Consider the following 20,119-nt stretch of genomic DNA (forward strand, 5'->3'; position numbering starts at 1 on the left):
GGCACGATGCCGGGGGCGGACGCGGCTAGTGTCCGCGCCTGATCCATTCCTCGCGCTGCGGCGCCTCCGCGCCGATGGTGGTCGAGTCGCCGTGCCCGGTGTGTACGACCGTCTCCGGCGGCAGTGACAGCAGCTTCTCGGTGATCGAGACGATAATGTCGTCGAAGCTGGAGAAGCTGCGTCCGGTCGCACCCGGTCCGCCGTGGAAGAGCGTGTCGCCGGAGAACAGCACACCCAGTTCGGGGGCGTAGAGGACCGTCGAACCGGGGGAGTGGCCGGGTGTGTTGATCGCGCGCAGCATCGTGCCGCCGACGGCGATCTCGTGCCCGTCGGCGAGGTCGTCGTGGGTGACACCGGGATGGGTCTGCTCCCACAGCATGTCGTCGCCGGGGTGCAGCAGGATCGGCGCGCCGGTTGCCGCGGCCAGCTCCGGCGCGACGGTGACGTGGTCGTTGTGGCCGTGGGTCAGGATGATCGCCGCGACCTTCCGCCCGTCGACCGCGGCCAGGATCGGTGCAGCGGTGTGGGCGGCGTCGATGATGACGCACTCCTCGTCGTCGCCGACGACCCAGACGTTGTTGTCGACCTCCCACGTGCCTCCGTCGAGGCTGAAGGTGCCCGATGTGACGACGCGGTCGACGCGGGCGGTCATCAGATCATCACCACCGAGCGTAGCACCTTGCCCTGTTCCATCGCGGTGAAGGCCGACTCCACGTCGTCGATCGAGATGCGTTCGGAGACAAAGCGTTCCAGCGGCAGACGGCCTTGCTCGTAGAGGTCGACGAGCATCGGGAAGTCCCGCTCGGGCAGGCAGTCGCCGTACCAGGAGGACTTGAGCGCGCCGCCGCGGGAGAAGAAGTCGACCAGCGGCATCTCCAGGCGCATCTGCGGCGTCGGGACGCCGACGAGGACGACGGTGCCGGCGAGGTCGCGCGCATAGAAGGCCTGTTCGTAGGTCTCGGGGCGGCCGACGGCGTCGATGACCACGTCGGCGCCGAAGCCGTCGGTGAGGTCCTGCACGGCGGTGACCACATCGTCGACCTGCGACCCGTCGATCGTGTGCGTGGCGCCGAGCTCGCGTGCCCACTCGAGTTTGGCGGGGTCGCGGTCGATCGCGATGACCGTCGTCGCGCCGGCCAGCTTCGCGCCGGCGATGGCCGCGTCGCCGACGCCGCCGCATCCGATGACCGCGACCGAGTCCCCCCGTCCGACGCCACCGGTGTTCATGGCGGCGCCGAGGCCGGCCATGACGCCGCAGCCGAGCAGGCCCGCGACGGCCGGGTCGGTGTCGGGATTGACCTTGGTGCACTGCAGTTCGTGGACCAGGGTCTTGTCGGCGAAGGCCCCGATGCCGAGTGCCGGGGTCAGCTGTGTGCCGTCGGCGAGGGTCATGGGCCGGCTCGCGTTGAAGGTGTCGAAGCAGTACCACGGGCGGCCGCGTTTGCACGCGCGACAGTCGCCGCAGACCGCGCGCCAGTTGAGGACGACGAAGTCGCCGACCTCGACGTGGCCGACGTCGGAGCCGACCTCCTCGACGATCCCGGCGGCCTCGTGTCCGAGGAGGAACGGGTATTCGTCGTTGATCCCGCCCTCGCGGTAGGCGAGGTCGGTGTGGCAGACGCCGCAGGCCTTGATCGTGACGACGACGTCGCGCGGGCCGGGGTCGGGGATGACGACGTCGACGACTTCGGTGGGTGCGTTCTTGGCGCGGGCGATGACGCCCCTGACGGTTTGCGACATGGCCCCACCCTAGGCAGCACATCGGGTGCTACACCTGAGTACGTGGATGTTTCGCGCGAGGTGGCGGTGCGACGGTTGGCGCGGTGGTCGCGGCAGACCGTCGAGAATCCCGACGGTGAGCTGCGTGAATCGGCCGTCGCGGTGACCGTCGTGCGTCGGGCGGGCACGCATGGGATCTGGATTCTCCGGCGGCCCGCGACGATGCGCAACCATCCCAACCAGTTCGCGCTGCCCGGCGGCCGACTCGACGAGGGGGAGACCGCGGTCGACGCCGCTCGTCGGGAGTTGTTCGAGGAAACCGGCATCGAGACGTCGGGCGACGACGTGATCGGAACCCTTGACGACTACGTGACGCGCTCGGGATACGTCATCACCCCGGTGGTCTGCTGGCTCGATGACGATCCGCCGTTGGTGCCCAACCCGGCCGAGGTGGCGCAGAGCTTCTTCGTGCCCTTCGGCGAGTTGGTGCGCAGCCCGCGGTTCCTGCGGATCCCGCAGTCGCCGCGACCGGTGATCCAGCTGCCGATCATCGACCGGCTGATCCACGCGCCGACGGCGGCGGTGATCTACCAGTTCGCCGAGGTGGTGCTGAAGGATCGTCCGACCCGCGTCGACGGCCTCGAGCAGCCGGTGTTCGCCTGGCGGTGAGAAATTTCGCTACTCTGGGAATGAACCGGACCGTAGTCCGGTTGCATACCCCGGACAAGAATAACTCTCTTACTCGAAGGAGTCCACCATGAGCGCAACTTCAGTCGTCTCGCCGATCCAGGCCGGCACCTGGGCCATCGACCCCGCCCACTCCACCGTCGGCTTCTCCGTGAAGCATCTGATGGTCAGCAAGGTGCGCGGCAAGTTCGACACCTTCTCCGGCACCATCACCGTCGCGCAGGACGGCACGCCGTCGGTGGCCGCCGAGATCGACGTCACCTCGATCAACACCGGCAACGACCAGCGCGACGGTCATATCCGCAGCGCCGACTTCTTCGACGCGGAGAAGTACCCCAAGGCCACCTTCGTCAGCACCGGCGTCCGCCCGGACGGCGACGACTACGTGCTCACCGGCGACTTCACCCTCAAGGGAGTGACCAAGCCGGTCGAACTCGAGCTGGAGTTCAACGGCGTGAACCCCGGTATGGGCCACGGCCCGGTCGCGGGCTTCGAGGCCAAGACCGTGATCAATCGCAAGGACTTCGGCATCGACATCGAGATGCCGCTCGAGGGTGGCGGGGTCGTCGTCGGCGACAAGATCACCATCACCCTGGAGATCGAAGCCGGGCTGCAGGCCTGAGCCACAGCCATTCGTCTACCTGAATATGTTCTTGCCCACACTGAACTGAACATGTTCTAGGGCACCGGCCGCGCGTCCACTAAAGTCAGGAGAACACCTGACGGAGGAGGACGCGTGGCCGGACGTGATTCCGCCGCTGGCGTCCAGCGACTTCATTTCGCCGAGAAGGTGCGGATGCTGCACCAGGCGGACATGGTCGGCTTCGATCACCGTTCGTGGTCGGGGCTGACCGACGAGCAGCGCAAGCGAATCGGTACGCGGGCGCTGACCGCATCCGGGCTGGGGCTGGTCGGTGGCAACGCGCTGATCGGCATCGAGACCTTTCTCATGGTCCAGCTGGCCCTCAACGGCGGCCAGTTCAGCAGGATGCTCGCGCTCGACACCCCGGTACTGACGGCGATGGTGCTGGCCCTGCTCGTCGGCGCCGTCCTGAACGTGGTGTTCGGCCTGGTGGCACTGCGTCCCCACGTCAATTGGTTCCTCTCCGGTGCCCCGCCCGAGCCGGGCCGCGTCGCGGCGATCCAGAAGATCCCCATCCGCCAGGTCTCCGGCACCATGCTGGCCTGGGCGATCTCGCTGGGCCTCTACCTCGTCTTCGCCCTCGCCCTCGGCCGCGGCGTGCGTGAATTCGTCGTCGTCGCCGGGGCGTTCTCGCTGGCCGCGGTGGCCAGCGGCTGTATGACCTACCTCTTCGCCGAGCGGGCCGCGCGCCCGCTCTCGGTGATGGCGCTCAGCGATCAGGCGACCGTCGACGTCAAGTACAGCGTCCGGGCAAGACTGCTCGCCGTGTGGCTGGTCTCGTCGGCCGTCCCGATGGCCGGTCTGCTCGGCGTCAACATCGGTCGCTGGATCGAGTTGCTGCCGCCGACGGTGGGCAAGGTCGACTGGGTCAGCGTCGTCGTCGCGCTGATCGGCCTGGCCGGCGGCACCCGGATCGTGCTCCTCGTCGGCGGAACCCTCGTCGACCCGCTCGACGAGCTCTCCGACGCGATGACCGACGTCCACCACGGCGACCTCGACGTGCGCGTCCCTGTGTACGACAACTCCGAACTCGGGGTGCTGCAGCACGGGTTCAACCAGATGGTCGCCGGATTGGCCGAGCGGGAGCGCGTGCGCGACCTGTTCGCGCGCCACGTCGGGTCGACGGTCGCCGAGCACGCCCTGGCCCGCGGCGACGAGATGTCCGGCGGCACGACACCGTCGGTGGGCGTGCTCTTCGTCGACATCACCGGGTCGACGATGATCGGCGCCACCCTCGACCCGGAGGCGGTTGCCGGGCTCCTCAATAGGTTCTTCACGATCGTCGCCGAGGTCGTCGACGCCCACTCGGGATTCATCAACAAGTTCGAGGGCGACGCGGCGCTGGCCATCTTCGGCGCGCCCGTCGCACTCGACGATGCCGCCGCGGCCGCGCTGGCCGCCTCTCGAGACCTGGCCGACCGGTTGCGGGAGGAACTGCCGATCTCGTGGGGGATCGGCGTCTCGCACGGGACCGTGTTCGCCGGCGATATCGGGGCGCAGACCCGATACGAGTACACCGTCATCGGTGATCCGGTCAACGAGAGCGCCCGGCTATCCGAGTTGGCGAAGGATGCGAAGGTGCCGGTCGTCGCGAGCGGTGATGCGGTGCAGGTGGCCGGCGACGAGGCGCAGAACTGGGTCCGACGCGGTGCCTATCGGCTGCGCGGGCGGCCCGATGAGACCGAGTTGTACCTGCCCGCCTCGGTTGTCGCCGAGATCGACGAGCGGCCCGCGACCTCGCTCACCGTCGGCGAATTGGTCCGTGGATTCACCCGGCTGCCCTTCCAGCGGGCCGCCGCGCGTCGTCGGGTGCGGGGCTGATCGCATGGCGAGTCGCGAGGAGTTGGCCGGCCGGTTGCGTGAGATGCTGCGCGAGGAGCCGGTGACGCGCGAGATCTCGATGTTCGGCGGGCGCGCATTCATGGTCGACGAGAAGATGGCCTGTTGTGCGATGAAGAACGGCGACCTGTTGTTGCGCGTCGCGGCCGATGAGCATGCCGAGTTGGTGACGCGCGCCGGTGCCGAGCAGGCGCAGATGGGTGCCGGGCGGGAGATGGGACCCGGGTGGATCATCGTCTCCGCGACGGTCCTCGGTGACGATTCCGAACTCGAACCCTGGGTGGAGAAGGCGCTCGAATACAACCGCGAGGCGACCGGCCGGGGCTGATTCCCGACCGGTCGTCCGCGGTCGCTGGTCGGTCCTATTCGACGGGCATTTCCGGGCCGACGTACTCCTGCACCTTGACCGCTTTGCCGTCCTTGACGTCGACGATCTGGATCACATGCAGGCGCATGGGGTTACCCGCCAGGGCGATGCTGATGAAGCACTGGTTGATGAAGCCGTTCTCGGTGAAGGTGAGGCCGCGGGCTTCGAAATGCGGGCCGTCGCCGCCGGCGCGACGACGAGCATCCTCGACGGCCTGCTGCACGGTGACCCACTTGTCGTCGGTGCTGTGCCAGACCTGGCAGTCCTCGGTGCACATGTCGGCGAACTGGTCGAGGTCGTTGAGCGCCACGGCCCAGCGCTCACCCAATGCGCGGGTGGCCTCGTCGGTGGTGATGGTTGCGGTCATGGTCGGTCCGTCCTGTTCGTGAGCGTGGTCACCGCGATCGAGTGACCGGTGTCACTCATAGTGGGGCGCATCACACCGGCCGAGTGTCTAAGTTTCGCGACAGTTCCCGGCGGCGTATCGGGACGGCCGATGGTCGGGGCGGTCCGGTGGGGTGGTCGAGTAGGTCGATGGTGGTCAGGCCGATCCGATGGGTGGTCGAGTGGATCCGAGCCGCTAGGCGAGGAACCGTATCGAGACCCGGCGGTCTGATGGTGGTCGGGTCGGTCTGATGGGTGGTCGTGTCGGGCCCAGTGGGTGGTCGAGTGGATCCGAGGCGCTAGCCGAGGAACCGTATCGAGACCCGGCGAGACGACCTCGCCAACCCGCCACGCCACGTGATCACCGCAGGCCAACACGATATTCAAGGCTTGTCAGACCCCGGTTGTAGGGTGAAACCAGATCAATCAACACACACGAATTAGTACGTACACACATACGACAAACAGACCACAACACGTTGATCGGGGGGGATCAGATGGACACCACAGAACTCGACCAGTTCGTGGCGATGCTGGCCGATGACCTGACACCGACCGCGGCCGAAACCGGCAGCGGGGTGGGGTTCGTGTTGGCCTCAGCCGAGGCGGTCGTCGACGACGACAAGTTGGCGGCGATCATGACCGCCGGATTCCGCATGGTGGCGATCGGGAACTATCTGATGGCCGCCGCCGCGGATCGGGCCCACGCCATCGGAGTCCCGGCCCGACAAAACCTCAAGACCGGCCGCGACCTGTTGGGCCAACTCCCGCTGGCACCAGCAGCAGTCGCGCGGTTGGGCCGGCTGGCCGACAACCTTGCCGCGTTACCCGACCTGGCCCGCGAAGTCCGCGACGGCGACCTCTCCCTCGAGCACGCCGACGCGGTCATCCGCGGCCTCGGCCACGTGTCGAGCAGGTTGGATGTGAACGGTTTCGCGGAGAACAAGAACCAGATCAGTTCCGCCTTGTTGCAGGAAGCCCGTTGGGGCACCCCCGCCCAAGTAGCAGACAAGGCCCGCGCCCTTGCTCACGGGTTGGCTCCGGATCATCCACCGGTGATCGCGCCGGCGGAGAACCCGTTGCTCAACACCGCCACGGTGTCGCGTACTGATGAGGGTCGGGTGATGGTGGAGGCTGATCTGGACCAGCTGTCCGGGGAGAAACTGATCACCGCCCTCGACGCCCTGTCGGCACCCAACAAGGATTTGCCCGACGGTGATCCGCGTACCCGGGGGCAACGTTTGGCCGACGGCCTGGTCGACATCGTTGACACCTATCTGGCCAACCCCGACCGACCAGTCTCGGGCGGGGTGGTGCCACACGTGACCCTCACCGTGCCCCTACCCACCCTCCTACCATCCGGTGGTGGTCGAGTCCCGTCGTCAGCGGCACCGTCGGTGTTGGGTGGGGGTCTCGATACACCGTGTTCGGCTAGCGCCTCACCCGGCACTCGACCACCCACCGGACGTCCGACTGTGATGGTGGTCGATGCCTCGACAGCGGCCGCACCCGACGGGCGGAAGACGGCGGCCCAGGGCTGCGACGATGATCGAACATCACAGGTGGTCGGTGAGTCCCCGCCACGGTGGTCGAGTGGCTTCGAGGCGCTAGCCGAGAAGTCGTATCGAGACCCCCACACCACGATCGCGCACCTCGGGTTCACCGGGGCGGTATCGACCTCCCAGGCTCGTGCACTGTGCTGCGGCAACCCAGAGTTGACCGCGATCGTGATGGCCGATGGGATACCGATCGATGTGAAACCCACCGCCCGTTTCGCCACCGGTGCCCTGCGCAAAGCCCTGATCGCCCGCGATCGTGGGTGTCAGTTCCCCGGCTGCGGCACACCCCCGGCGTGGACCCAAGCCCACCACATCCAGCACTGGGCCGATGGCGGCCCAACGATCTTGTCGAACCTGGTGCTGCTGTGCTCGCGCCATCACCACACCTCCATCCACACCCAAGGCTGGGAAGTCACCATCGGCGCCGACGGACACCCCTGGTTCCGCCCACCCCACACAACCACCGAACGGAAGGACTGGATGCCCTGCCACCAACGACGCAGCCACACACTCACCCTCGCCGCCTAAACAGCCAGCCCAGCCCCAGTACCCGATCCGGCTCGCTGGGTCTCGATACAAATTCTCGGCTAGCGCCTCGAATCCACTCGACCACCCAGCGGGACGCACGACCACCCGCCAGACCGACACGACCACCATCACTCGACCACCCATAAGCGACCCGCCGCCTCGACGGGCCCGCACACGTCCTTTGAGAACTTCACAACGAAAATGCCAGGCACCCAGGTCGGGGCCGGTCCACTGCGCATGACGCATGAACGGCCCCGACCCAGCCGGACGGCTATCCCGCTATCGCCCATGACTCGGCGAGACCCTTGGCCAACTCGCGGCCTTGGTCCCAGCCGACTCGTGCGGCCGGGGCGCGGAGCGACAGGTTGGTGGCGTTGGTGCCGAAGTATCGCTCGGCATCGGCCGGGGGCACCACCGTCTCGACCGTGCTGCCGCTCGCGCGGAGATCCTCGACCTGGTAGGCGAGTCGCACCTTCCACTCCTCGGGGAGCAGCGACCGTCCGCCGAGAGGGGAGAGCACCAGGACGTGGCCGTAGCCGCGCGCCAAGTCGGCGTTCTCCGCATTCGAGCGGTACCCGCCGTCGAGGTAGTGACGATCATCGATTCGATACGCGGCACCACCCGAGCAACTCGCGGCAACGGCGTCAACGAGGTCGACGCCGCTGCTGCCGTCGAATACGACGGGTTCGCCGGTACCCGCGTCGACCGCGGTGATGAGCGTCCGGCGCTTCGGCCAATCGTGCGGGGCGAAGCGGCTGGCGACGGTTCGGCGCCACCAGTCTCGCCGCTCGTCGTCGTGCGACGCCGGGTCGTCGAGGGCCGCGGCACCGATGCGACGACGGAAGTCGGCGAAGTCGGCGGAGGCCTCGGCCGTCGAGATGAGCCGGTTGAGGTGATCCGGCGTGAGTGCCCGGCGTCGATTGGGGTTGGTCATGGCCGACTCGATCTGGCGGATGGTCTCCGGATCGATGATGTCGGAATAGAGTTCGGCCGGATCCTTGGCACCGATCTGAGCCGCGGCGGTGGAACCGGCCGACGTCCCGACGACGAGGTCGGCGTCGCGTACGTCGATGCCCGCGCCGCGCAGCCCGGCCATGACGCCGATGAGCCAGGCATTGCCCGTCGCCGCGCCGCCGCCGAGCACAAGCGCCCGCCGGTGGTCGGTCGAAGGATGGTCGGTTGAAGAGAGTGATGAGTTCATTGAGTCGCCCTTTGCGATATTGCGTGACGGGCGCTCCCAAGCGCTAGCTGCGCTGCACGATCGTGGACTGCACGGGAGCACCCGATGTCGGCACTGCGTTCATGGGTCTCACCTCCCTGTGGTCGGAACACGATCACGGCCATGTCTACCGGAAGCAAACGTCGAAGTCCACAGGTTTCCGCTTTGTGCCAGACTCGGTGCGGAGTCATGCGGCACGAGCAAGGATGGACCAATGACATTCGACGTGGGCGATCAGTCCGGGCGGACCGCCATCATCACCGGCGCCAACAGCGGGCTGGGTAAGCAGACCGCGATCGCGTTGGCCAAAGCCGGCGCCGACGTGGTGATGGCCTGTCGGAACCTGGACAAGGCGAACGCCGCCGCCGCCGAGGTCGGACCGGGGGCGCGAGTCGAGCAGCTGGACTTGGCGAGCCTCGACTCGGTGCGCGACTTCGCCAACCGGGTCGACCGCGCCGACCTGTTGATCAACAACGCCGGCGTGATGGCGGTCCCGCTGCGGCGAACCGCCGAGGGATTCGAGATGCAGTTCGGCACCAACCACCTGGGGCACTTCGCGCTGACCACGCTCCTGTTGGCGCAGGAGAAGGTGGCTGATCGGGTCGTCACGCTGTCGTCCTTCATGCACCGCCTGGGCAACCTCAAGTTCGACGACCTGAACTGGGAGCACCGTCGCTACGACCGGTGGCGGGCCTACGGCGACTCCAAACTGGCCAACCTGCTGTTCGGAAAGGAGCTGGCCAAGCGACTGGCCGATTCCGGGTCGTCGGTGATCTCGACCATCGCCCACCCGGGCTACGCCGACACCGACCTGCAGTCGCACACCGAGTCCGTCCAAGACAAGGTGATGGTCCTGGGCAACAGGCTGCTCGCGCAGTCGGCGGCGGATGGCGCATTGCCGACGCTCTACGCGGCGACCAGCGGGAAGGCGCGCAACGGCGGCTTCTACGGGCCGACGAAGCTCTTCGGAATGCACGGCGCGCCGGGGCCGTCGCCGTATCGCAAGATCGCCGACGACGAGTCGGTGCGCGAACGCCTCTGGGAGGCGTCGCAGGCGCTGACCACCTAGTCGACTACTTGACGGTGAAACGCACCGCGTTCGAGGCCCCGGAGATCGAGTCGGTGACTCGGGCGATGTAGGTACCGGGGACGTTGAGCTTCCATGCGTACTTGAGTGTGCACTGCTTGGTCTTGTACGGACCGGGGGTCTTCGGACCCGAGATGCGGACCGTCATCTTGCACTCCGGGCCGCTGATCTGGTCGCCGGCGTCGATCACCGAGTTCCACCGGACGCCGACCTTCGATCCGACGCGGTAGGCGCCGTTGGCCGCCCGGCTCGGCGAGTAGACCCACGTGTTGATCGATCGGACCCCGTTGGGGGCGTCCTTTCGGCCGAGTTTGCCGTAGTGCTTCGGGGTGTTGTCCGACGAGCCGCTGCCGGTGTCGAGGCCGCCGATGCTGCCGTCGGCGTGCACGGGCGCCACTCCCAGCGCGATGGTCGCGGCGGCGGCCACGGGCAGGGCCAGGGATACGGAAAGAGCGGTGGGACGCATGGTGTCTACCTCTGATTTCGTCGGCGAGCCCCCGGTTTACGATGGCAAGGACTCGATTTCGTTACGAAATGCTAACAGTCGTTGCTGTGAGGTCGCTGGCGATCACGAGCGCAGGATCTTCTCCATCGCCTTGCCCTTGGCCAGTTCGTCGACGAGCTTGTCGAGGTAACGGATCTTGCGCATGAGCGGGTCCTCGATCTCCTGGACCTTGTAGCCGCAGATACTGCCGGTGATCAGCGAGGAGTCGGGGTTGAACGCCGGCGCATCGGCAAAGAAGTCGGCGAAGCTGACCTCGTCGTCGAGGACTTTGCGCAACCCGGTCTCGTCGTAGCCGGTCAGCCAGAAGATGATCTCGTCGACCTCGGCCGCGGTGCGGCCCTTCTTCTCGGCCTTCGCCACGTAGTGCGGGTACACGCTGGCCACCGGGATACGGAAGACGCGTTCGTTCGATTTCACGGTGAGTCCAATCCGCCGTCGCCGATGGCCGGCCCCACGATGTCGTCGGCGTCGACGATCCGGTAGGCATAGCCCTGCTCGGCGAGAAAGCGCTGGCGGTGCGCGGCGTAGTCGGCGTCGAGGGTGTCGCGCGAGACCACCGAGTAGAAGTGCGCCTGCCCGCCGTCGCTCTTGGGCCGCAGGAGCCGGCCGAGGCGCTGCGCCTCCTCCTGGCGCGAACCGAACGTCCCCGACACCTGCACCGCCACGGACGCCTCGGGTAGATCGATGGAGAAGTTCGCGACCTTCGACACGACCAGCCGCCCGATCTCGCCGCGGCGGAAGGCGTCGAACAGGGCCTCGCGCTCCTTGGTCTTCGTCGACCCCTGGATGACGGGCGCGTCGAGTGCCTCCCCGAGTTCCTCCAGCTGGTCGAGGTAGGCGCCGATGATCAGCGTCGGCGCGCCCGGATGCCGGTCGAGAATCGATTTCACGACGTTGACCTTGGTGTGCGCGGTGGAGCACAGCTTGTACTTCTCGTCGTTGTCGGCGACGGCGTAGGTGAGCCGCTCGGAATCGGTGAGCGTGACGCGCACCTCGACGCATTCGGCCGGCGCGATCCACCCCTGCGCCTCGATGTCCTTCCACGGCGAGTCGAACCGCTTCGGCCCGATGAGGCTGAACACGTCGCCCTCCCGGCCGTCCTCGCGGACGAGCGTGGCGGTCAGGCCCAGACGGCGGCGGGACTGCAAGTCGGCGGTCATACGGAAGACCGGCGCGGGCAGCAGATGCACCTCGTCGTAGATGATGAGTCCCCAGTCGCGGGAGTCGAACAGGTCGAGGTTGCGGTATTCGCCCTTCGACTTGCGCGTCATCACCTGGTAGGTGGCGATGGTCACCGGCCGGATCTCCTTGCGCTCGCCGGAGTATTCGCCGATCTCCTCCTCGGTCAGCGAGGTGCGCGCGATCAGTTCGCGCTTCCACTGCCGCCCGGCGACGGTGTTGGTGACCAGGATCAGGGTGGTCGCCCCGGCCTTCGCCATCGCGGCGGCGCCGACCATCGTCTTGCCCGCGCCACACGGCAGGACGACGACCCCCGAGCCGCCGGCCCAGAACGACTCTGCCGCCAACGCCTGGTAGTCGCGCAACTCCCAGTCGGTTTGGTCCAACTCGATCGGGTGCGCCTCGCCGTCGACGTATCCGGCCAGGTCCTCGGCCGGCCACCCGATCTTCAACAGGATCTGCTTGAGCCGCCCCCGCTCGGACGGGTGCACGATGACGGTGTCGTCGTCGAGGCGCGCGCCGAGCATCGGGGAGACCTTCTTGTTCCGCAGCACCTCTTCGAGGACCGCGCGATCCAGGCTGACCAGCGTCAAGCCGTGCGCCGGGTGCTTGACCAGCTGAAGCCGGCCGAAGCGACCCATCGTGTCGACGATGTCCATCAACAGGGGTTGGGGTACCGCGTAGCGCGAGTGCGTGACCAGCGCGTCGACGACCTGCTCGGCGTCATGCCCGGCGGCGCGGGCGTTCCACAGCGCCAGCGGGGTCACCCGGTAGGTGTGCACGTGCTCCGGGGCGCGCTCCAACTCGGCGAACGGCGCGATGGCCGCACGAGCCGCGGGGGCACCCGGATGGTCGACCTCCAAGAGGAGGGTCTTGTCCGATTGCACGATCAATGGTCCGTCGGTCACCCGACCATTGTCCACGATCAGTCGAGGAGTTCCACGGTGGTGATGCGATGCACCGACAGCTCGACCTCGTTGCCCGACGGCAGCTCCGATGCGATGAGCCGGCCGGCGCGCAGGAGTCGGGCCTTCACGACGTGGCGCGTGGCCTTGCCGTGCGAGTCGACATAGTCGACGCGCAGCTGTCGGCCGGTGCGCATCGCCAGCCCGATGAGGGCCGACACCGATTCGCCGCCGCTGGCGCCGCCGGTCGCGCGTACCGCGGTGCCGCCGCGCAGTGGCTTCCCGGCCGCGTCGGCCGTGCGCATGCGGGCGACCACCCCCTCGAGCTGGTCGTCGGGCACTCGCGCCCCATTGTGGGTACCGGCACCGCCGCGGCGACGGGAGTTGATCCGGCTGCCCGTCGAGCGCAGGTCGACCAGGGCGCCCGACGAGTCCTCGGCCGCTGGGGCGAACCCGGCGCCGCGCAGCGCCTCGAGGACGTCGCGCAGCGGTGCCGGTGAGATCAGCACGGTCGGTGCGAGTGGGCGCAGGGCCAGCGCGTCGGCCTCTTTGGTGCGCAGGACGGCGGTCATCGTGGCCGGGTCGTCGCAGCGGACGAACGACGAGGCGACGCCGACGCGCAACGTGCCGTGCCGACGCGCGACGTCGTCGATCAGGTAGGTGAGGGCCTGCGGAACCGGCGTCGACGAATGACTGGTGAACAGCGCGTTCAATTCGGCCCCGGTGCGCCCGGCGTCCAGCGCCCGCCGCACGCTGTTCTCGGTGACGCGGTACACCGAGGCGGCCCCGGCCGACTCCAGCTCGGCGACCAGCGCCACCTCGGCCGCGAGCTCGGGGGTCATCGGACCGGGAACCATCAGGGTGAGGTCGGCCTGGGCCAGGAAGTGGTCGACCGGCTCGGGCAGAGCGGCGTCCATCGCGGCGGTGAGTTCCTCGCGCGGCACGTCGGACAGGAGCAACCGGCCGACGTCGGTAAGCGCCCCGTGGGCTACCAGGCCCACCTCGGTGGCCTCGCGCAGCGTCTGAGCGACGGTGTGCCGGGTCAGGCGCCGGCGCAGGCGGGGGCGCAGCCACAACAGGTGGGACACGAGGGCGTCGACGTCGGGGGCGACGCCGTGGCCGGCGGCGTCGAGGGCGGTCAATATCAGGAGGCGTTCCCGTCGGGCGGCGGGATCGGGGGAGGCGCGGGTCAGCGCCCCGATCACGGTGCCCTCCGAGTCGCGTTCGCCGATCAGCCACGCACGGTTGGGCAGGCCCAGCCACGCGGATGCCAGCGACGCCCACTTGCGCGCGGGCGACTGGTGGGACCAGGAATCGGCGGCGATCGTCGGCGCCCACACGTTCCCCCCGTCGTATCCGGCCGGCTCGGGGTCCGGCACGCCGACGTCGAGCAGCTGTTCGCGCGCGCAGAGTTCGACGATCAGCCCGACGCGGCGCGCGTCGAGTCCGGCGTCCTTGGCGACGCGGCGCAACTCGCGGATCCCGATGCCGCCCGCGCTCAACTCCGGTGCCGGTGCGCGCCCCAAACCGGTCAGCACGTCGCCGGTCTCGCGCAGCAGCTCCAGCGCCGCCCCGGCGGCGGTCGCGGAGAGCGCTTTCGCGCCGCCGGGCAGTCCCGGCCGATCCGACGCGGAGAGGGGAGGGGGGTTCAGGTCGTCGACGCGCAGCAGCGGCTCGCCGCGCACCAGCTGCGCGACGGTGGGCTCGATCTCCACCAGCTGGTGGTCGACCGGGGAGATGAGGCCGGCGGCGAGCAGGATCGGGACCGGGCGGGTCGGATCGGCGTCGGGCCCGGCGTCGCGAGTCATCCCGACGCTCGGCCCGGTGGCCAGGGCGGTCAGCACCTCGCGCGGTCCGTCGGCGAGCCCGTCGAGCAGTTCGCGCCACTGCTCGGGGGTGCGGGTGGCGGCCTCGGTCGTGAGGTGGCGCGCCCGCCACGGCAGGGCCGCGGGCGTGTGCCCGGCGACGTGGAGCCCGTCGTCGGCCTCCCACACCACCGCCCAGGCCACCAGATCGGCGATCCGCGCGTCGACGTCGGCCCGGGCGGCCCGCCCCTTCAACGCGCGCCGGACGTCGGCGGTGCGGAGAGGGTGGTCCGCGTCGACGAGGGTCTCGAGCACGGCCGCGTGCAGGAGGTCGAGGTTCTCGCCGATCAGGTTCATCGACCCGGCCGACATGGCGCGCTGCGCGAGGACCCCGGTGCCGTTCGGGGGCGGGGAGGCGAGATCGGGGCGGGCGCGCAGCAGGTCGACCAGTTCGTCGTCGGGGCGCGCGGCCAGCACGCGGTCCAGGCGGCTCGTCGGCTGGTCGGGGGCACTCACGCCACGAGTTTACGGGCAGGGGTTGCGCGGGTTCATCGACCGCCGGTTGGGCCGCATGGCACAATGAGCGGCGTGAGCCAGAACGAAATCGTCGCCGACGTCGAGCAGATCGTCGAAGAGTCCAAAGTGCGCTATGTCGACAACGGGTGGCCCTACCCGGACGGCGAGCACGCCGTGTCCGAGTTCGCCTCCGGCTTGGCTGGTGCACTGTCGCCGTTCGGCAGCACCGAACTGCCCCTGTCGGCCGACGACCTGCTCTACACGAACCCGCGGACCGTCATCAACACCTGATCGGACCGGAGAACAAGAACAGCGGCCCCGCACCATGTGCGGGGCCGCTGTTTTCGGCTGGTTGCCCAGACGTCTCAGTTGACGCCGGGCAGCTGGCCCTTGTGCTTGTTGTAGAGGTCGACCTGACCCTGGTCCAACTTGTAGCCGCTCGCCTTGGCGGCATTCCAGATGTTGGCGACGGTCGGGTCGATCTGGCCCTTCTTCTCGCGGGCCTTCACGACGCCGTCGACCTGGTCGCGAACGTCCTTGTCGCTCTTGGCCTTGGGGGTCTGCTTCAGCGCGGTGGCCTCTTTTTGCTTCTTCTTCAGCTTCAGCGGCGAGGTGCCGGGGTCGCGAGGAGTCGCACTGGAGAGCCCGGTGCCGCAGACCGGCCAGGCGCCACGGCCCTGGGTCGCGAGCACGTGCTCGGCGATCGCGATCTGCTGCTCCTTGGTGGCCTGATCGGCGGTGGGGGCGTAGCGGGTGCCGCCGTGGGCCGCCCAGGTGCTCGGCGAGAACTGCAGGCCGCCCTGGTAGCCGTTGCCGGTGTTGATGGCCCAGTTGCCGCCCGACTCACAGGCCGCGACGTGGTCCCACTCGGCGTCGGTGGCCGCGTTGGCCGTCGCACCGTTGATGAGGGCAGCGCCGCCGCCGATGACGGCAGAGGTGAGAGCCACCTTGGCGATGGTCTTGGAGGTCGAAGAGGTCGTCTGCTTGCGATGACGTCCGGACATAGTGATGTTTCCTCTCTCCACGCGCCTACGAAGTCAGCTGTCGGGTTCGAGCGAGAGGTTGCCCGGCCGCCGCGACGCGAGCGTCGTGCGGCTACACCCCAAGGAATCCGGTGGCGGATGCCGGTCGGAAACCGTTCCTAACGGAGGTGGGTCCCCCGTCCTCGTTCCTGAATATCTGTTTTGGTACGGGACGACGCGGCCGGTGGAACGAGGCTCGGCGCGATCGGCTGCGTCGGTACTGCAGGCCCCCTAGTGGCGGCCAACGACGAGATTACGGGCTCGCGCCGCCGCTTCCTACTCGAACGCGGAGACTCGTTGACATGGTCAGAAGCGGTGAAACGGGCTCGATTGGGAGTTCTCCCAGTTCAGGGACTGAATCCCGGTTCGTGTCCTTCTTGTTATCGATTCGTGATGTGATGAAGGTCACAGTCGGGCAGTGGTGCGGGTCACCTGGTGTGAGTGGTGGCTATCGGCGGCGCCTCGAACGCCCGGAAGGTACTGGCGTGGAACACCAGCGGGTCCACCTCGGGATTGGCGGCCAGCGAGCGGATGCGCAGCAGTACCACCGTGTGGTCGCCCGCCGGATACTCCGCGTGCAGCTCGCACGCCAGGTGTGCCGCGGCGCCGTCGACGAAGAGGGCACCGTCGTCGGAGGCCAGCAGTTCGACGTCGGCGAAGCGCTGCGCGGCGGGACCGGCGAGCTGTCGGCACAACTGTGCCTGGTCGTGGGCGAAGACGCTCACCCCGACCGTGGAACGGTCCCGCAGGAGCGGCCAGGTGCGCGACGAGTTCTGCACGCACACCGACACCAACGGGGGAGTGAGCGACACCGTCGAGAAGGAGCTGGCCGCCATCCCGACGAACTCGGTGCCGTCGCGATGCGCGCAGACGGCGACGACGCCGGTCGGGAAACAGCTGAACGCCCGACGCAGCGCGTCGGCGGAATCGGCCGGCTCCATCGACGGCGATCTCACTGTCTGCGCCCCTGGGCGACCGCGCCGGCGATCGCTAGCAGCAGTCCGACCGGGGTACACATCGCGATCAGATACACCGAGGTCGGAGCGGTGTGTCCCGACCACACGGCGGGCACCAGGTAGAGCGCGCCGACCGCGAGCAGGCCGAGGAGAAAAAGCCCGACGCCGAATCCGAATACCGCCTTCGACGTCCGCTTGCCGGTGTCCGTGCCCATGCTCCCCACGCTAGTCCACACGCGGTACCATGACCGATAAGGCCGCGTCTTGCCCGCGAGGATCGGGTAGGGCGCCTTTTTCGTGGTGTGAAGGTAAAGGTGAGCACTGTGCCGACCGGCAAGGTGAAGTGGTACGACCCCGAGAAGGGATTCGGATTCCTCTCGCAGCCCGACGGGGAGGACGTCTACGTCCGCTCGTCGGCGCTGCCGGACGGGGTGGAGTCGCTCAAGCCGGGGCAGCGCGTCGAGTTCGGCATGGCCGCCGGCCGCCGCGGCCCGCAGGCGTTGAGCGTCACCGTGCTCGAACCCGCGCCCAGCGTCGCGAAGAACACCCGCGAGGCGGCGCGCGAGCGCGACGACGTCAAGCGGCACTCTCCCGACGAGTTGCACGGCATGGTCGCCGACCTCATCACCCTGCTCGAGGGCAAGGTGCAACCGGCGCTGCGGCAGGGCCGCTACCCCGACCGCAAGACCTCGCAGCGCATCGCCGAGGTCGTCCGCGCCGTGGCGCGCGAACTCGACCACCACTGAGTCCGGCGCCGCCGGGTCAGCGCAACGTCGTGAATTCGGTGACGTCGTCCACCTGCCGCTGCTTGGGCTCCTTGCCGGTCGCCGCCTTGTCATAGGCGTCCAACAGCGCCTTCTCCCCCTCGGGGATGGTGTTCACGGCGATGAGTCCGCGGGTGGCCAACTCGTAGTCGGAGTCGCGGACCAGCAGCTTGGCCGGCAGGTTGATCTGCACGTTGATCAACACGTGGGTGCGCGTCGACGCCAGGCGCAGAATCTGCGTCCCGGTCTTGGGCGCGAAGTTCTTGAGTAGCAGCTGCGATCCGTTCGGCGTGACGTACTGCGCGATGATCGACCAGGGGTCGCCGGAGACCTCGTCGGACAACCGGATGGACAGGGTCTGCCCGATCGGGACCGGGAACCGGGTCACACGGTTCGGGTCGACCCGCAGGAAGTCGCCGTCGCAGTGCTTCTTCTCGTAGTCGCACAGCACGGTCGGGTAAGCCCGGGCGAACTGCTTTCCGCTCGTCGACAGCTCGGCGAAGGGCCGTTCGTCGACGGTGGTGCGCGACGCCCACAGGGCGGCCGCGCCGACGATGAGCGCGCCGTAGAGGAGCACGGCGGCGCCGATCAGCGCGATGGTCTTCTTTTCCGACGAGGTGAGGTTCACGGGGCTCCTGGTCCGAACCGGCGGGTGGGCGCGTTCGTGGGCCCGGGCGGCTGCGGGTGACGTTCCGGCGGGGTGTGCGGGCGACTCCGCGGCGCGGGGTCGCGGTGCATGACCTCGGTCGCCATCGTCGGCGGTGCCACCTCGGGACGGTGGCCGCCGCCGAATCCGGGGATCAGGGTGCGCCCGCGGCTGGTCAGGAAGGTCTGTGCGAGGCCGAGGGCCAGCAGGGCGGATACGGCGCCGAAGCCGATCTGCATCGTCGTCTTGGCGATCAGCACACCGAGGGTCGCGCCGAACACCCACCCGAGCTGCAGCACCGTCTCCGAGCGGCCGAACGCCGAGGCGCGCGAGGCCTCGGGCAGATCGGACTGGATGGAGGAGTCGACGCAGACCTTGCCGATCGCCGATCCGCCCGAGGCGATGAAGGCGGTGATCGTGGCGGTGATGAGCGACGGCAGGATCACCGTCACCACCGAGGAGACCAGGCAGGCCGCGACCACCCACACGGTGATCTGCGGCGGATTGGTCAGCCGCAACCGGGTGCCCGCACCGTTTCCGACGACGTTGCCGACGCCCGCGGCCGCACCGACGGCGCCGAGCATGGCCATCTGCTTCCACCCGTCGAGATCGTGCTGGTTGCGGGCGTAGAACGCGACGAACAGGGTGAGGAAGCCCGTGAGGATGCGGATCGTCGCATTGCCCCACAGCCCGGTGACGACGTTGCGCCCGAGGGGCTGACGGATCGTCTTGGAGATGAGCGCACCCGCGCGCCGCGCCCGTTCCCGCGCGCTGATCTCGGGCTTGGGCTGCTCGCGATAGGTGAGCGTGGTCGGGATCTCGCCCGCGGTGACCTCGACCCACGACGGGATCTTCATGCAGAAGTAGGCGCCGGCGCAGGCGATGACGATGAGCAGGATCATCCCGCCCGGCCAGTGCATCGGCAGCCAGGTGCCCAGCAGCATCTCGAAGGCGGCGGCGAGGGCGCCGCCGACCATCGTCCCGCCGATCAGGGCGAAGGTGGTGAGGCGGGAGTTGACGCGCACCAGGTCGATGCTGGGCGGGACCACGCGCGGGGTGACGGCGGATTTGAGCACCCCGAACGACTTGGACATCACCAGCAGGCCGAGGGCACACGGGTACAGGATCCACGGGTCGTATTCGAGCTGCTGGGTGGCCGTGTTCCACTCGTAGTTCGTGATGATGAGGACCGCGAGGACGGCCCGGGCGACGAAGGTGCCGGCCATCGCGATGCGGCGGCCGTGCTGCAACTTGTCCAGGAGCGGCCCGATCAGCGGCGCGATCAGGGCGAACGGCGCGATCGTGAGCAGCAGGTAGAGCCCGACCTTGCCCTCCGACCCGCTGGCCGCGGCGAAGAACAGGGTGTTGGCCAGGGCGACGGCCATGGCGGCGTCCACCGCAGCGTTGGCGACGACGGGAATGGTCAGCGCGGTGAGCCCGGAGCGATCGGCACCGTCGGCGGTGGCCGCCCGGGCGATGGTGTTGATGCCCCGACTCGTCAGGCGCTTGCCGCCGCGGGCCGCCCGTCGGGTGAGACCGGGCTTGACCTGCTCGTCGGGGTACGTCGGCCTGTCGAAGGGCTCGGTCGACGGTGTCGGCGTCGGGCCCAGCGGCGGGAGGTGCGGATTCTGCGTCGCATGCGCGTCGTTCAGGTAGGCGGTCTCGACGTCGGGGGTCGCCGGATCGCCGGGCGTCGGATAGTTCCGCGCGCCGGGATGGGTACGACCCGACCTCGGGCGCCTGCCTAGACTCACGCCCCCAATTCTTCCCTATCGCCCGACGCGAGGGT

21 protein-coding genes and 1 riboswitch are annotated in these 20,119 nt (G+C 68.6%); of the genes, 8 read left to right on the plus strand and 13 right to left on the minus strand.

Annotation, left to right across the window (positions count from 1 at the left end):
• Nucleotides 1–25: 25 nt before the first annotated feature.
• Nucleotides 26–652 carry an MBL fold metallo-hydrolase gene (locus HUN08_RS03430; protein WP_124248610.1) on the minus strand — a complete coding sequence of 209 codons (627 nt, stop codon included), beginning with the start codon at nt 650–652 and terminating at the stop codon, nt 26–28.
• Nucleotides 652–1,740 (minus strand): S-(hydroxymethyl)mycothiol dehydrogenase, encoded by a 1,089-nt coding sequence (locus HUN08_RS03435; RefSeq protein WP_124248609.1) that lies wholly within the window; start codon nt 1,738–1,740, stop codon nt 652–654. The genes HUN08_RS03430 and HUN08_RS03435 overlap by 1 nt, the downstream gene beginning before the upstream one ends.
• Before the next feature lie 42 nt (nt 1,741–1,782).
• On the opposite strand from HUN08_RS03435, the gene HUN08_RS03440 reads away from it, so the two are divergent.
• The 4 genes from HUN08_RS03440 to HUN08_RS03455 all read left to right on the plus strand — a co-directional run bounded on the left by HUN08_RS03440 (nt 1,783) and on the right by HUN08_RS03455 (nt 5,216).
• On the plus strand, nt 1,783–2,388 hold the full coding sequence (locus tag HUN08_RS03440; protein ID WP_124248608.1) for a CoA pyrophosphatase: 606 nt from the start codon (nt 1,783–1,785) through the stop codon (nt 2,386–2,388).
• An 88-nt stretch (nt 2,389–2,476) separates the two neighbouring features.
• A complete protein-coding gene (locus HUN08_RS03445; protein ID WP_124248607.1) occupies nt 2,477–3,028 on the plus strand; it encodes a YceI family protein in 552 nt (183 codons plus the stop codon).
• Nucleotides 3,029–3,142: 114 nt separating this feature from the next.
• A complete protein-coding gene (locus HUN08_RS03450) occupies nt 3,143–4,870 on the plus strand; it encodes an adenylate/guanylate cyclase domain-containing protein (protein WP_301546863.1) in 1,728 nt (575 codons plus the stop codon).
• Nucleotides 4,871–4,874: 4 nt separating this feature from the next.
• Nucleotides 4,875–5,216: a TfoX/Sxy family protein gene (locus HUN08_RS03455; protein ID WP_124248606.1), complete on the plus strand. Its 342-nt coding sequence runs from the start codon at nt 4,875–4,877 to the stop codon at nt 5,214–5,216.
• Between the two features lie 34 nt (nt 5,217–5,250).
• On the opposite strand, the gene HUN08_RS03460 is transcribed toward HUN08_RS03455, so the two are convergent.
• On the minus strand, nt 5,251–5,622 hold the full coding sequence (locus HUN08_RS03460; protein ID WP_124248605.1) for a hypothetical protein: 372 nt from the start codon (nt 5,620–5,622) through the stop codon (nt 5,251–5,253).
• Between the two features lie 514 nt (nt 5,623–6,136).
• Between HUN08_RS03460 and HUN08_RS18325 the strand changes: the two genes are divergently transcribed.
• The gene (locus HUN08_RS18325; protein ID WP_301546864.1) at nt 6,137–7,726 is read left to right on the plus strand and encodes an HNH endonuclease signature motif containing protein; all 1,590 of its coding nucleotides are present in this window, start codon (nt 6,137–6,139) and stop codon (nt 7,724–7,726) included.
• A gap of 271 nt (nt 7,727–7,997) precedes the next feature.
• On the opposite strand, the gene HUN08_RS03475 is transcribed toward HUN08_RS18325, so the two are convergent.
• Nucleotides 7,998–8,927 (minus strand): patatin-like phospholipase family protein, encoded by a 930-nt coding sequence (locus HUN08_RS03475; protein WP_124248604.1) that lies wholly within the window; start codon nt 8,925–8,927, stop codon nt 7,998–8,000.
• Nucleotides 8,928–9,159: 232 nt separating this feature from the next.
• On the opposite strand from HUN08_RS03475, the gene HUN08_RS03480 reads away from it, so the two are divergent.
• Nucleotides 9,160–10,014: an oxidoreductase gene (locus tag HUN08_RS03480; RefSeq protein WP_124248603.1), complete on the plus strand. Its 855-nt coding sequence runs from the start codon at nt 9,160–9,162 to the stop codon at nt 10,012–10,014.
• Nucleotides 10,015–10,018: 4 nt separating this feature from the next.
• Here the strand turns inward: HUN08_RS03480 and HUN08_RS03485 are convergent, their stop codons facing one another.
• The 4 genes from HUN08_RS03485 to HUN08_RS03500 form a co-directional block, all read right to left on the minus strand.
• Nucleotides 10,019–10,498, minus strand: a complete 480-nt coding sequence (locus HUN08_RS03485) for a hypothetical protein (protein ID WP_124248602.1) — start codon at nt 10,496–10,498, stop codon at nt 10,019–10,021.
• A 102-nt stretch (nt 10,499–10,600) separates the two neighbouring features.
• A complete protein-coding gene (locus HUN08_RS03490; RefSeq protein ID WP_124248601.1) occupies nt 10,601–10,954 on the minus strand; it encodes a DUF2200 domain-containing protein in 354 nt (117 codons plus the stop codon).
• Nucleotides 10,951–12,624 (minus strand): DNA repair helicase XPB, encoded by a 1,674-nt coding sequence (locus HUN08_RS03495; protein WP_124248600.1) that lies wholly within the window; start codon nt 12,622–12,624, stop codon nt 10,951–10,953. The genes HUN08_RS03490 and HUN08_RS03495 overlap by 4 nt, the downstream gene beginning before the upstream one ends.
• A gap of 17 nt (nt 12,625–12,641) precedes the next feature.
• Nucleotides 12,642–14,942 carry a helicase-associated domain-containing protein gene (locus HUN08_RS03500; RefSeq protein ID WP_124248599.1) on the minus strand — a complete coding sequence of 767 codons (2,301 nt, stop codon included), beginning with the start codon at nt 14,940–14,942 and terminating at the stop codon, nt 12,642–12,644.
• Between the two features lie 72 nt (nt 14,943–15,014).
• Here HUN08_RS03500 and HUN08_RS03505 point away from each other — a divergent pair, with 72 nt between their 5' ends.
• A complete protein-coding gene (locus HUN08_RS03505) occupies nt 15,015–15,233 on the plus strand; it encodes a hypothetical protein (RefSeq protein ID WP_301546865.1) in 219 nt (72 codons plus the stop codon).
• A 74-nt stretch (nt 15,234–15,307) separates the two neighbouring features.
• Here HUN08_RS03505 and HUN08_RS03510 read toward each other — a convergent pair whose 3' ends face one another.
• From HUN08_RS03510 to HUN08_RS03520, 3 genes are all read right to left on the minus strand, one after another.
• A complete protein-coding gene (locus tag HUN08_RS03510) occupies nt 15,308–15,946 on the minus strand; it encodes a transglycosylase family protein (RefSeq protein WP_124248597.1) in 639 nt (212 codons plus the stop codon).
• Between the two features lie 6 nt (nt 15,947–15,952).
• Nucleotides 15,953–16,142, minus strand: a riboswitch (cyclic di-AMP (ydaO/yuaA leader).
• Between the two features lie 250 nt (nt 16,143–16,392).
• A complete protein-coding gene (locus tag HUN08_RS03515; RefSeq protein WP_124248637.1) occupies nt 16,393–16,905 on the minus strand; it encodes a flavin reductase family protein in 513 nt (170 codons plus the stop codon).
• An 11-nt stretch (nt 16,906–16,916) separates the two neighbouring features.
• On the minus strand, nt 16,917–17,135 hold the full coding sequence (locus tag HUN08_RS03520; RefSeq protein WP_124248596.1) for a hypothetical protein: 219 nt from the start codon (nt 17,133–17,135) through the stop codon (nt 16,917–16,919).
• A gap of 108 nt (nt 17,136–17,243) precedes the next feature.
• On the opposite strand from HUN08_RS03520, the gene HUN08_RS03525 reads away from it, so the two are divergent.
• Entirely contained in the window at nt 17,244–17,666 is a 423-nt protein-coding gene (locus tag HUN08_RS03525; RefSeq protein ID WP_124248636.1) for a cold-shock protein, read from the plus strand.
• 16 nt (nt 17,667–17,682) lie between these two features.
• Here HUN08_RS03525 and HUN08_RS03530 read toward each other — a convergent pair whose 3' ends face one another.
• Nucleotides 17,683–18,312, minus strand: a complete 630-nt coding sequence (locus HUN08_RS03530; RefSeq protein WP_124248595.1) for a DUF2771 family protein — start codon at nt 18,310–18,312, stop codon at nt 17,683–17,685.
• The gene (locus HUN08_RS03535) at nt 18,309–20,084 is read right to left on the minus strand and encodes an MFS transporter (protein ID WP_124248594.1); all 1,776 of its coding nucleotides are present in this window, start codon (nt 20,082–20,084) and stop codon (nt 18,309–18,311) included. The genes HUN08_RS03530 and HUN08_RS03535 overlap by 4 nt, the downstream gene beginning before the upstream one ends.
• Between the last annotated feature and the right edge of the window lie 35 nt (nt 20,085–20,119).

Source organism: Gordonia sp. X0973, assembly GCF_013348785.1.
Taxonomy (GTDB): domain Bacteria; phylum Actinomycetota; class Actinomycetes; order Mycobacteriales; family Mycobacteriaceae; genus Gordonia.